The sequence below is a fragment of the Pseudomonas sp. SWRI50 genome (assembly GCF_014269095.1).
GTDB lineage: Bacteria > Pseudomonadota > Gammaproteobacteria > Pseudomonadales > Pseudomonadaceae > Aquipseudomonas > Aquipseudomonas kermanshahensis.
Genome location: NZ_JABWRW010000006.1, coordinates 115,905 through 128,085, shown reverse-complemented (window position 1 = coordinate 128,085; position 12,181 = coordinate 115,905). Strand labels below are relative to the sequence as shown.

The 12,181-nt window shown below is 64.0% G+C and carries 11 protein-coding genes; 3 read left to right on the top strand and 8 right to left on the bottom strand.

What is annotated here, in order from left to right; genetic code table 11:
- Window positions 1-78: 78 nt before the first annotated feature.
- The 3 genes from HU750_RS09045 to lpxO all read right to left on the bottom strand — a co-directional run bounded on the left by HU750_RS09045 (window position 79) and on the right by lpxO (window position 2,068).
- A complete protein-coding gene (locus HU750_RS09045; protein WP_027593832.1) occupies window positions 79-648 on the bottom strand; it encodes a GNAT family N-acetyltransferase in 570 nt (189 codons plus the stop codon).
- Between the two features lie 78 nt (window positions 649-726).
- A complete protein-coding gene (locus HU750_RS09040) occupies window positions 727-1,071 on the bottom strand; it encodes a carboxymuconolactone decarboxylase family protein (RefSeq protein ID WP_013973174.1) in 345 nt (114 codons plus the stop codon).
- Window positions 1,072-1,168: 97 nt separating this feature from the next.
- Window positions 1,169-2,068, bottom strand: a complete 900-nt coding sequence (lpxO, locus tag HU750_RS09035; protein WP_027593830.1) for a lipid A hydroxylase LpxO — start codon at window positions 2,066-2,068, stop codon at window positions 1,169-1,171.
- A gap of 157 nt (window positions 2,069-2,225) precedes the next feature.
- On the opposite strand from lpxO, the gene thpR reads away from it, so the two are divergent.
- Window positions 2,226-2,771, top strand: coding sequence for an RNA 2',3'-cyclic phosphodiesterase (gene thpR / locus HU750_RS09030; RefSeq protein WP_085273273.1), 546 nt, complete (start codon window positions 2,226-2,228; stop codon window positions 2,769-2,771).
- 13 nt (window positions 2,772-2,784) lie between these two features.
- Here thpR and HU750_RS09025 read toward each other — a convergent pair whose 3' ends face one another.
- From HU750_RS09025 to HU750_RS09010, 4 genes are all read right to left on the bottom strand, one after another.
- A complete protein-coding gene (locus HU750_RS09025) occupies window positions 2,785-5,220 on the bottom strand; it encodes a TonB-dependent siderophore receptor (protein WP_186678763.1) in 2,436 nt (811 codons plus the stop codon).
- 94 nt (window positions 5,221-5,314) lie between these two features.
- Complete coding sequence (locus tag HU750_RS09020) at window positions 5,315-6,289, bottom strand: FecR domain-containing protein (RefSeq protein ID WP_186678761.1); 975 nt, start codon at window positions 6,287-6,289, stop codon at window positions 5,315-5,317.
- A complete protein-coding gene (locus HU750_RS09015) occupies window positions 6,286-6,792 on the bottom strand; it encodes a sigma-70 family RNA polymerase sigma factor (RefSeq protein WP_027593826.1) in 507 nt (168 codons plus the stop codon). The genes HU750_RS09020 and HU750_RS09015 overlap by 4 nt, the downstream gene beginning before the upstream one ends.
- Window positions 6,793-7,181: 389 nt before the next feature.
- Entirely contained in the window at window positions 7,182-8,087 is a 906-nt protein-coding gene (locus tag HU750_RS09010) for an AraC family transcriptional regulator (protein WP_085273275.1), read from the bottom strand.
- Window positions 8,088-8,267: 180 nt separating this feature from the next.
- Between HU750_RS09010 and calA the strand changes: the two genes are divergently transcribed.
- Window positions 8,268-9,320 (top strand): vanillin reductase, encoded by a 1,053-nt coding sequence (gene calA / locus HU750_RS09005; protein ID WP_186678760.1) that lies wholly within the window; start codon window positions 8,268-8,270, stop codon window positions 9,318-9,320.
- 64 nt (window positions 9,321-9,384) lie between these two features.
- Here the strand turns inward: calA and HU750_RS09000 are convergent, their stop codons facing one another.
- Entirely contained in the window at window positions 9,385-10,701 is a 1,317-nt protein-coding gene (locus HU750_RS09000) for a WD40 repeat domain-containing protein (protein WP_186678759.1), read from the bottom strand.
- Between the two features lie 202 nt (window positions 10,702-10,903).
- On the opposite strand from HU750_RS09000, the gene HU750_RS08995 reads away from it, so the two are divergent.
- Window positions 10,904-12,103 carry a sugar transporter gene (locus tag HU750_RS08995; protein WP_186678758.1) on the top strand — a complete coding sequence of 400 codons (1,200 nt, stop codon included), beginning with the start codon at window positions 10,904-10,906 and terminating at the stop codon, window positions 12,101-12,103.
- Window positions 12,104-12,181 lie beyond the last annotated feature (78 nt).

Sequence of the window (12,181 nt, the reverse complement as noted above, 5' to 3'; positions counted from 1 at the left end):
GAAGGGGCCAGTTCAGGCGATGACCAGCATGATGCAGGCGCTGGCCTCTTCGCAGCGCAAGGCTGCTCCTACCGTCGGCTAACGCCCCCGGCGGCGCGACACGCGAGCCTCGATGTTCTTGCGCCCGATCAGCAGTGGCGGTTTTTCCACCACTGGCTCATCCGCCAGCCACTTGTACATCACCAGGCAATCCACCAAGCCCAGCCGGGCATGCCGGAAAGCCTTGGGCAGGCGGCCGACCGTTTCGAAACCGAGCTTGTGCCACAGCGCCACGGCCACTTCGTTGCTGGCCACGACCGAATTGAACTGCAGCGCCAGAAACCCCTCCTGGCGCGCCAGCTTTTGCGAATGCTCGCACATCATCCGGGCCACACCACGGCCACGCGCGGCCTCGCAGACCATGTAACCGCAGTTGCCTACATGGGCCCCGGGGCCGGCAGCATTGGCTTTGAGGTAGTAGGAACCCAACAGCTCACCGTCGTCCTCTGCTACCCAGGTGCGAAGGGGCATCTCCAGCCACAACTGGCGGGCCTGGTCGAAGTTCAGGGCAGGGTCGAAGGCGTAGGTTTCACGGGCCTGGACAATGGCCTGGAAGGTGGGCCAGAAACGCTCGAAGTCCTCGGGCGTCATGGGGCGGATGTGGATCATGGTGGTTCCTGCAATGGCTGGACCGCCAAGTCTGGGTGGCGCGGCGCCGTCGCGCAAGGGCGGCGACGCCACGCGGGGTCAGCCGTTGGCCTTGCCCACTGCGTCCATGGCGCGTGCCGAGTACACCAATGCGGCGCCGGCGTTCATCGCCACCGCTACGCCAAGGGCCTCGGCAATCTCTTCGCGGCTGGCGCCGTGTTTCACTGCCTGCTGCGAATGCACGGCGATGCAGCCGTCACAACGGGTGGTCACGGCCACCGCGAGGGAGATCAGTTCGCGGGTCTTGGCGTCCAGGTGGTTGGTCTTGGCGCCCGCACCGCTGGCGGTCATGTAGCCGGCCACGGTGTCGGGAGACAACTGCTTGAGATCGCCGATGCCGGCCATCAACTGCTTACGGTAGGCGTCCCAGTCCATCATGCTCATCGTCTTCACCTTGGGGTGGTTGCGAGTGGAGCTTTCAGGCTAGTCGAAAAAGGCGAGGGCATCTGCTGCCTGTACCGACGGCACAGGCAGCGCTGAATCAGATGTAGATGAACACCAGCACCAGTGCAGCCACCACCGCCCATTTTTCCAGGTAGTAGCGCATGCGATTGCGCTTTTTCAGCGCCTTGCCGCGTTCGCGGATCTTGTAGATGCGGGTGAATAGCCGGTTGATGCCACCGGTCTTGTCGTTGGCATCATTGGGCGCGGCGGCCGCCGCCATCACGTTGCGGCTGAACCAGCGGTTGAACGCCGTTGCCCAGCGGTACTTGAGCGGGCGCTCGACATCGCAGAACAGGATGATGCGGTTGTGGTCGGTGGTGTTGGCCGCGTAATGGATGTAGGTTTCGTCGAAGATCACGCCCTCACCGTCGCGCCACGAGTACTTCTCGCCGTCCACGTCGATATAGCAACCGTCATCGTTCGGCGTGTCCAGGCCTAGGTGGTAGCGGTAGGAGCCAGCGTACGGGTCGCGGTGGCGCACCAGCTTGGCGCCCGGTGGCAAGGTGGCGAACATTGCAGCCTTGACCGTGCCGATGCCTTGCAGCAGTTCGGTGGTGCGTGGGCACAGGGTCATGGCCGAAGGGTGGCTTTCGCCGTACCACTTCAAGTAGAAGCGCTTCCAACCGGTCTTGAAGAATGAGTTGAAACCGACGTCATCGTAATTCTCGGATTTCTTGATTTCACCGACGTGGAGCAACTGCTGCGCCTCGGCACGGATTTCCTGCCAGTGGTCCTGCAGCGGTTGCAGTTCGGGGAAGGCCTCGACCGGCAAGTAGGGCTTGGCCGGGTGCTTGGAAAACAGGTAGAGGAAACTGTTGACCGGGGCCAGGAAGCTGGAGTGGTCGCCCAGCTGGCGAGTCAGCTTGTGGCGAACGCGACCGCGTAGGTGAACATAGGCGATCGACAGAACAAAGAGGAGTACGAGTGCAATTTTCATGGACGTTTACTTGTCGAAAAATGGCCATGCGCCATGGCATAAGCTGGCCAGCATAAACAATCATGGGAGCAGTTTGTACTTATTGTTACGTGACTACCGCGCGACTTAGGTGTAATGGCCTAGCGCTTGCGCAAACGTTTCATGTCAAGGAGATCACATGGTTCAGGACGTTCGCCCCAGTGGCGCCCCCTTCAAACGGCTGTTTTTCGCGTTGCCGGTCAGCGATGCCCAGCGCCGTGCCCTGGCCCAGTGGCGGCGTGGCTTGAACTTGCGCACTGGCAAGCCGGTACCCGCCGACAACTTCCATGTGACGCTGCTGTTTCTCGGTGATGTAGACACCGCCTTGCTGCCCTCGATCTGCGCTGCGGTCGATGCGCTCAAGCGCCCAGCTGCGGCGCCGCGCCTGTTGCTCGACCGTTTGCAGGTGTGGCCGCGCGCCAGTGCGCTGGTGCTTGAGCCGCAGCAAACGCCGCCGGCCTTGCTGCAACTGGTGTATGGCCTGCAGCAGGCGCTGCTGCCATTGGGAGTGGAGGCGGCGAGCCGTGAGTACCGCCCGCACCTGACCTTGTCCAGGGACTACCGCGGCCAGCCGCCGGAGGCCGCCACGGCGCCGGAGTTCTTCCTGGCCGCGCGGCACTTCGCCCTGTATGAATCGCGCAAGGGCGTGTATTGGCCGCTTGCGCAATGGCCGTTGACCGAGTGATGCGTGCTGCGTTTTAAAACTCAGGCGTGTACTTGACCGTCAACATGAAGTTGCGGGGCTCGCCGTAGTTGTTGCTGCCATTGAGCTGGTTGAAGCCGGCAACCCAGTACTTCTTGTCGAACAGGTTGTTGGCGTTGACCGCAAGGTTCACTTCCGGCGTCAGCTGATACGCCAGGCGCGCGCTCCACACGGTGTAGCCAGGCACGGTGTAGGTGCGTTCGTAGCCCAGGGTATGGCTTTGGCTGGTGAAGCCCAGGCCGGTGCTCCAGCGTTGGCCGTCCAGTGGCAGGGTGTAGTCGGCCCACACGCGCAACATGTGCTTGGGCGTCCACTGGCTGAACACGCGGCCTTCTTCGTCCGGGTCGTCGAGGAACTTGGTGGTGTTGTAGGTGTAGCCAGCAAACAGCTGCAGGCCGCTGAGCACTTCGCCGCTGATCTCGGCCTCAATGCCCTGGCTACGCACCTTGCCCGCCGCAGTGGAGCAGTACCAGTCATCACAGGCAAAGCCCGAAGCCACGTCGGTCACCGCACGGTTTTCCTGGTCGTAGCGGAACACCGCCAGCGAGGCGTTGACCCGGCCGTCCAGCAATTCGCCCTTAAGGCCCGTTTCGTAGTTGCTGCCGATCACAGGCTTGAGTGGTACGTTGTTGACGGCCCGCTCGGTCTGCGGCACGAACACGTCGGTGTAGCTGGCGTACCAGGCCCATTCGCGGGTCAGGTCGTAGACGAAGCCGGCATACGGGGTGACTTCGCCCGACTCGGTCATGCGGCTGGTGGGGGTGCGGCTGCCGGGGTCGGTGCGGCTGTTGAAGTCGATCGAGTCCCAGCTGTAGTCGAACCAGCTGACCCGCGAGCCGAGGATCAGGGTCAGGTCATCGGTCGGTTTGACTCGCCACACGCCGTACAGGCCTTTTTGGCGGATGTCATAACTGGCCTTGTTGGAGCGCGCGAGTTTGCCGTCGAACACACTGTCACGGCTAGGCTCGGGGCGGTTGTGGTCGATGTCGAAGAGGGTGTCGCCAGACGCGGCGAAGTTGCGCCAATAGGCGTCGTCCGACGTCAGCTTGGAGTAGTTGCCGCCGACGGTGATTTCATGGGCCAGCGGCCCGGTGTTGAAGTGGCCCACCACGTTCATGTCCAGGCCCAGCTTGGTGTTGTGGAAGTCGGTGAGCCAGTCGGCATAGGTGATGCCGCTGCCGTCTGGCGCTACGCCCTGGCCGGTGGACTGCACGCGCTGGTGCGTGGAAGTGTTGACTTCGTCCATGCGCACGGCGGCGGCCTTGAACGCCCAGTCGTCGTTGAAGCGGTGTTCGAGGTCCGCGTAATAGGTGGTCACGTCGGTTTCGGCACGGTTCCAACGGGCGCCGGTGAAGGTCGAGCGGGGCAGGTCGACCGGCTTGCCGTCGGTGTAGCGGGGGATGCCACGCAGCATTGGCCGCGACTGCTGGCGGTTGTAGCTGATGCCGGCACCTACGGTGGTGGCGTCGTTCAGGTCAATGTCCAGCGCGCCATACAGGGAGTGGGACTTGCTCCATTGGTAGTCGATGAAGCTGTCGCTCTGGTCCTCGTCGGCCACCATCCGGCCGCGCACGCGGCCGTCGGCGGTCAGCGGGCCGCCAGCGTCCAGTTGCAGGCCGTAGTGGTCCCAGGAGCCAGCCTTGCCGGTGACGGTGACGGTCGGGGTGGCCTGGCCGCGTTTGCGCACCAGGTTGATCGCGCCGCCGGGGCTGCCGGTGCCTTGCAGCAAGCCCGAGGCGCCGCGCAGGACCTCGATGCGGTCGAAGAACACCAGGTCCTGGGTCGCCCAGTTGCCCAGCGAATAGTTGTTACGCGGGATAGGCACGCCGTCGTACTGCCAGTCGTCGATCTGGAACCCGCGCGATGTCACCACCACGCCTGGGCCGATGCCTTGCGCGCCGACGATCCCGGTGGTGTGGTTGAGCGCCTCCTGCAGGTCGGTGATGCCTTGGTCATCCAGCTGTTTACGGGTAATCACCGTCACCGATTGAGGGATTTCCTTGAGGGTGTGCGTGCCTTTGCCAAGGGTCACCGCGCGGGCGGCGTACGAGCCGCTGCCTTCGCTGGTGGCATCCAGGTAATTGTCGGTGATGCTGGTACTGCCAAGCTCCAGCACGTCGCTCTCTGGGGTTGCCGGGGCAACGCTGAAGTGGCCGCTGCTGGTGAGCCGCAATTGCAGGCCGCTGCCGACCAGCGCGGTTTGCATGGCTTGCTCGGCACTCATCTGGCCGACGACTGCTGGCGCCTGCTTGCCGCGTACCAGCTGGGGTTCGAGCGCGATAATGTAGCCGCTCTGGCTGGCAATCCGGTTAAGGGTGGTGGCCAGGCTGGCAGGCGGCAGGTCGAACGCCAGGGTCTGCACCTGGGCATGGGCATTGAGGCTGCTCAGGGCAACGACGAGGGGCAAGGCGCGGGGCCAGAGGTTGAGCACAGAATTCTCCCGAATGAAGTGACTTGTCAGGAGATAGGTGGGACGAGAAACGAAAACCGGACACGCCCGCGAATGATTTTCACAAATATTTTCATTAGCCTTGGCTGGGGCCGATCAACGTCACCCAGGGGCCGAACGGTTCGACCTTGATCGGCAGGGCTTCCGCCAGGGCAGCCAGCGCCTCCTGCGGCTGGTCGAGCGGGAACACGCCTTGCACGCGCATCCCGCGCACCGCCGGGGCCAGCCGTATGTAGCCGCGCTGGTAGGGGCGCAGGGCATCGATGACCGCGTGCAGGGGTTCGTCGAGCACTTCCAGGCGCCCATACAGCCAGGCGCAGCGTTGTTGCTGCTCGCCGCCCAGTTGCTGGATGCCATCGCTGCGCAGCAGGGCTGCCTGCCCCTGTTGCACGTCTTGCCAGCGGCCATCGCGCAGGCTGGCGCGCACGCTGTGCTCCAGCACCACGACGCGGGTAGCGGCTTGCTCTTGGCTTACCAGAAAGCGGGTGCCCAGCGCCTGCACTTGCCCTTGGGGCGTGCGCACGCGCAGGGGCCGCTGAGGGTCGGCCGCAACCTTAATCACTATTTCGCCACGGCGCAGTATCAGCAGGCGTTGGCTGGCATCGAACTGCAGGTCGACGGCACTGGCGCTGTTGAGGCTCAGGCGGCTGCCGTCTGCCAGGGTAAAACTGCGCCGCTCGCCGCTGGCGGTGTGCAGGTCAGCCAGCCAGTTTTGCGCGCTGTCGCTGCGCCAACCGCTCCACAAGGCGCCTGCGACGACACCCATGCCTGCCAACGCGCCCAGCACTTCGCGGCGAGAGTGGGTGGGCGTGAGCAGCAGTTGGCGGGCTTCGGCGGCTTGCCCTGGGGCACGTTGGTCCAGCGCGTGCAGCGCCGCAAACGGGCTGCCCAGGCGTTGTTGCAAGCGGTCCCAGGCGCGTTGGTGTGCGGGGTCCTGGCGCAGCCAGTGCGCCAGGCGTTGCAGCAGCGCCTGGTCAGGCGTGCCGGCCTTGAGTGCGACCATCCAGTCGATGGCCTGCTCGCTGATTGGGTCCAGGTGTGTTGCGCTCATGCGTGCACCTCGCACAGGTAGCACTGGCGCAGGGCCTGCTTCATGTGGCGGCTGACGGTGCGTTCGCTGATCTGCAAACGGGCGGCGATGTCGACGTAGCTCATGCCGTCGAGCTGGCTGTAGAGGAAGGCAGCCTTGACCATGGCGGGCAAGCCGTCCAGCACCTTGTCGATGGTCACCAGTGCCTCGATCAGCAGCAGTTGCTCTTCGGCAGAAGGGGCGATGGGTTCAGGCAGCAGCGCCAAGCGCTCGAGGTACGCCTGCTCGAGTTGGCGACGGCGGTACCGATCGAAGATCAGCCGACGGGCGATGGTCGAGAGGTAGGCACGCGGTTGCTCGATGCTGTCCGGGTCGACGCGTGCGCCCAGCATCTGGCAGAACGCCTCGGCTGCCGTGTCCTCGGCATCGGCGCGATTACGCAGGCGTTTGAAGACATGTTGGAGCAGCCAGCGGTGATGGTCGCTGAAGAAGAAGCCCAGCTTGCGGGTCGATGTGCTGTCCAACGCCTGGTATCCAGTTGTGAGTGCGAATCTTTCTCAATATTAGCTGGGTCGGTTGGTGGGTAGCAATGGGGGGGGTGAGATGTTGGGTGTGTATGGCTGGGGTTTGATGGTGTGGCGGAAACCGAGCGCCGCCCGCGCGGCGCATCGCGAGCAACGCTCGCTCCTACGTCTGTTTCGGGCCAGTAAAGCCTGTGATAGTTGCGCGCGACCGCCTTGTTTGATCTATCCGATATCGTGTCAGGCACCAGGGGACCGCGCGCCTATGCCCCAGAAATAATTGGCCCGAAACAGACGTAGGAGCGAGCGTTGCTCGCGATGCGCCGCGCGGGCGGCGCTCGGTTTCTGCCACACCACAACGCCCCAGCCAGACACCTAGCGGCCACCACCAATCAAACCGGCAAACTCTGGTACGCCACTTCATCCCCCGGGCTGCGGTCAAACTGGCGTTTGTACTCGCGGCTGAACTGCGAGGTGCTCTGGTAGCCCACCCGGTGCGCCGTCTGCGCCACTCCCAGGCCCTCGCCGATCAGCATCTGCTGCGCCTTGAGCAGCCGCAGGCGCTTGAGGTATTGCATCGGTGCCATGTCGGTGCAGCGTTTGAAATGCTCATGGAAGGTCGACACGCTCATGTTGGCGCGTGCCGCCAGCGCTTCGACGCTCAACGGCTCGGTGTAGTGTTCACGCAAGTGGGCGAGGGCGGCGCCGATGCGGGCGAAATGCCCCTGCTGTTCGACCAACGCCCGCAACACGCCGGCTTGCGGGCCGCGTAGCGCGGTATAGAGCACTTCGCGCACCCGCGCCGGGCCGAGCACCTTGGCATCCAGCGGGTCTTGCAGGCAGCTCAGCAGCCGTTCGACGCTTTCGCGCATGGGCGCATCCAGCGCTGCAGACGTCATGGACTGCGGGGTCTGGGCCTGGACGGCGGCATCCGGTGCCAGGTCCATGCTTTGTACCAGTTCACCCAGCACGCTGCGGTCAATGTCCACTGCCACGCCCAACAGCGGCGCCTCGCGGGTGGCGAAGGTTTCGCACATGAACGGCACCGACAGCGCCTGCACCAAGTAGTGGCCCGCACCGTACTCCAGGGTGCGCGGCCCCAGCCGCGCGAGTTTGCTGCCCTGGGCCAGGATCATCAGGCTTGGCTCGTAAATTTGCGGGCTGCTGGCGACATAGTGGTCCCAGCTCAGCACCTGCACTTGGGGCAGGTGAGTGGGTACGAAACCCGGACGCGTGGCGAGGCGGCGGATCAGCGCGCAGAGGGGGGCGTTAGCGTCGACATGGCGGGTGAGCTGCATGGTGAACCTGGGCAGAGAATCAGACAGTTGCATCATCGCAGATTGAAGGTCTAGCGTCAGATGCTTGCGGGCAACTTCGGAGAATCAGGCATGCATGCCGGAGAATCTACGGTGGGCGAGGCGAGGCAGGGCGCGCAAAATGCGCCGCCTGAATCGTTTCACTTCTTTGCGAGGTCCCGCATGTACACCGCCATCGGTTATGCCGCCCAAACCCCGACCAGCCCTCTGGCTCCCATGACCTTCGAACGCCGCAGCCCGCGCCCGGACGATGTTGCCATCGAGATTCTCTACTGCGGCGTGTGCCACTCCGACATCCACCAGGCGCGCAACGAATGGGGCATCGCCGTGTACCCGTTGATGCCGGGCCACGAGATCATCGGCCGGGTCACCGCGGTGGGCGACAAGGTGTCTGCGCACAAAGTCGGCGACCTGGTAGGCGTCGGTTGCATGGTTGATTCCTGCCGCCACTGTGAGGCGTGCGCCAAGGACCTGGAGCAATACTGCGTGGAAGGCCCGACCATGACCTACGCCACCCCTGACCGGGTCGATGGCAGCAACACCATGGGTGGCTATTCCAGCAGCATCGTCGTCAGCGAGCACTTTGTGGTGCGTATCCCTGCCGGCATGGACCTGCCCAGCGCCGCGCCGATCTTGTGCGCCGGTATCACCACCTATTCGCCGCTCAAGCACCACGGCGTTGGCCCTGGCCACAAGGTAGGCATCCTGGGCATGGGCGGCCTCGGCCACATGGGTATCAAACTGGCCAAGGCGCTGGGCGCGGAAGTGACCTTGTTCACCCGTTCGCCAGCCAAGGCCGAGGAAGCGCGCCGCCAGGGTGCCGACCATGTGATCGTGTCCACCGATGACGAGCAGATGCGCGCCGCGGCAGGTCGCTTCGACTTCCTGCTCGACACCATTCCGGTGCAGCACGACCTCAATCCGTACCTGGAAACCCTCACCTTCGATGGTGTGCATATTCTGGTCGGCCTGATCGAACCGATTGAACCGGCGCTGCACGCGGCCAACCTGGTGCTCAAGCGTCGGGTACTGGCCGGCTCGCTGATCGGCGGCATCGCCGAGACTCAGGAAGTGCTGGATTTCTGTGCGGAGCACGACATCCGTTGCGATATCGAGATGCTCGATATTCGTAATATCAACCAGGCTTACGAGCGGATGATTGCTGGGGATGTGAAGTACCGCTTTGTGATCGACATGGCCACGCTTCAGGGCTGATCGAGTAGTCGTCTGTACTGGCCTCTTCGCGGTCCGACTTGCCCGCGAAGAAGCCAGTGCAGATCTACCAGACCAGCGCCTTGTCCCACCCCTTCCAGAACAACCAGCGCCGCACTTCACCATGCTCGCCGGTACCGATCTGCCACTCAGGCCGTCCACTGCCCAGCGCAATCACCGAGATGAACCCGGCATGGCTCGCCGCAACCAGCGTGCGTCCATCGGCGCTGATGTCCATGGCGCTGATGGTCGACCCCAGGAAGTGCTGCCAATGTTCCGTGCCCTCTTCGCCAAAGGCCCGCAGGTAGCCGTAGGCATCGCCGACGATGTACTCGCCATCGCCTGCGACCCCGGCATACACCCTTGCTCCGTCTTGCAGCAGTGGGGTGCGTGGGTCTTCGCTGTAATAGTCGGTGTCCAGGCCCGCAAGGTCTGCCACGCGTACCCCCAGTGTGCCGCCGTTGTAGAAGTGGCAGGCATTGACGATCAACTGGTCGCCGCTGCGGTTGAACAGGGCGAAGTGCGGGTATTCGCCGCCGGGGCCGATCTGCGCCACTTCCTCCAACTGGTCATTCAGCACCAAGTGGCGGCTGCATTGTTCACCCACCACGATCAGGCGCCCGTCCGGCGACACTGCACCGTGCTCCATGGCCAGGCCCAGGGCGATATCGTCCGGGTCGGTGCCTTCGGCCAGTTCCTCGAGTATCTGCGACTGGCGTGGCAGCAGCCGGGTGGCACCTTCAGCGGCCAGCAGGTAAATACCCTCGGCGCTCACCAGCAGCACCCGCTGGCCACCGGCGAAGGGCACCAGGCTGGTGGGTGTGGGTGGCAGGTCGAGCGGCTCGAACGGGTAACCCGCTGGCAGGCCTTCGAGCCCGCTAGGCCAGGCCAGGCGAGCGACCTGCGGGCCGCCCCAGCCATCGGTCACGCGCACGCCCTCGGCGTTGGCCAGGGCAAAGTAGCGGCGCTGTGGGCAACGCCCGAAGTGCTCGATACCGATGACGGGCGTCACGCCTTGTTGATCGATGCGCACCACTTGGCCCTTTTCATAGGGCATGCCAATGCGCGCGAGCAGGCTGCCGTCGTCCAGCACCAGGACGCTGCTGATGCCTTGGCCATGCGCGTCGAGCAGCGGCACCAGCGGCAGGTGGGCAGGCGGCCAGGCGGCGCGGAAGGCTTGGCGTTGCTGTTCGTCCACCCCCGGCCGGTTGATCGCTTCCAAGGCGGCCTGCCAGGCGTCGAGCAGGTGCTCGGTGGCCGCAGGCTGTGGTTCTTCGAGGTTGTCCCAGCCCTGTGCGCAGCCTTGCGCGACGTAGCGGTTGATGGCTTGGGCGTAGGTGGTGACCGCCTGCTGCCACTGCTGCTGGGGTTGTTGCTTGTCCATGGGCGGATCGGGCTCCTTGTTCCGCTTGCAATTCACATTAAGCGGGCATGTTACTCGCAATGTGCCGCTGGTTGTGAGGCCCGGTATTGACGCGTACCATGCCGGCATTCCTTCCAATAACAAACCCGTGCCCCAGCGCGGCCGATACTTGGCCCCTGACGCGCGTCTTTTCGCCATGCCTGCGGAGAATAGAACCCCACCCATGAACGGACCCCTACCCACCGATGTGCCGCCGACCACCGGTAACGGCAGCTGGCTGAGCGTGATCGCCCTGGCCCTCGCGGCCTTCATCTTCAACACCACCGAGTTTGTCCCGGTAGCGTTGCTCAGCGACATTGGCCGCAGCTTCGACATGAGCACTGCCCAAGTCGGCCTGATGCTGACCATCTATGCCTGGGTCGTGGCCCTGGCTTCGCTGCCGATGATGCTGCTGACCCGCAACATCGAGCGCCGGCGCCTGCTGCTGTTCGTGTTTCTCGTGTTCATCGTCAGCCACCTGTTGTCGTGGCTGTCGCAGAGCTTTGCCATGTTGCTGGTGAGCCGCATCGGCATCGCCTTGGCCCACGCCGTGTTCTGGGCGATTACCGCGTCGCTGGCCGTGCGTGTGGCCCCGCCTGGCCAGCAGGCCAAGGCGCTGGGCCTGCTGGCCACCGGCACTACCCTGGCGATGGTGTTGGGTATCCCGCTGGGCCGTGTGGTGGGTGAAGCCCTGGGCTGGCGCGTGACGTTCCTCAGCATTGCCGGGGTGGCATTGGCCACCATGCTGTGCTTGATGAAGTCGTTGCCGCTGCTGCCCAGCCAGAACTCCGGTTCGCTGCGCAGTTTGCCGATCCTGTTCAAGCGCCCGGCCCTGGTGATCACCTACCTGTTGGTGACGCTGGTGATCACTGCGCAGTTCACCGCTTACAGCTACATCGAACCGTTTGCCCTGCATGTGGCGCAGATCAGCGGTGAGCGCACCACGTTGCTGCTGCTGTTATTTGGTGGCGCCGGCGTGTTCGGCTCTGTGCTGTTCAGCCGTTACAGCGACCGCTTCCCGCAGGGTTTTCTAGTGGGCTCGATTGGCCTGCTGGCGGCCTGCCTGCTGTTGATGTTGCCCTTGTCGGGCAACTTCTATGTGTTTGCTGTGTTGAGCATGTTCTGGGGCGTGGCGATTTTGAGCTTCAGCCTGTCGCTGCAGTCCAAGACACTGAAGTTGGCGTCCGATGCCACGGACGTGGCCATGGCCTTGTTCTCGGGCATTTACAACATCGGTATTGGTGGAGGGGCATTGCTGGGCAGTATCGTCAGCAGCCAGATGGACGTGGCCGACATCGGCCTGGTCGGAGGCTGTGTCGCGGTTGTCGGGTTGCTGCTGGCGGCGGCCAGTACCCGGCGGTTCCGTGATGCCTTAGGTGGCTGATTTGCCTGTACTGGCCTCTTCGCGGGCAAGCCCGCTCCCACAGGATCTTCACTGGCCTTGAAAGGAGTGGAATACCGG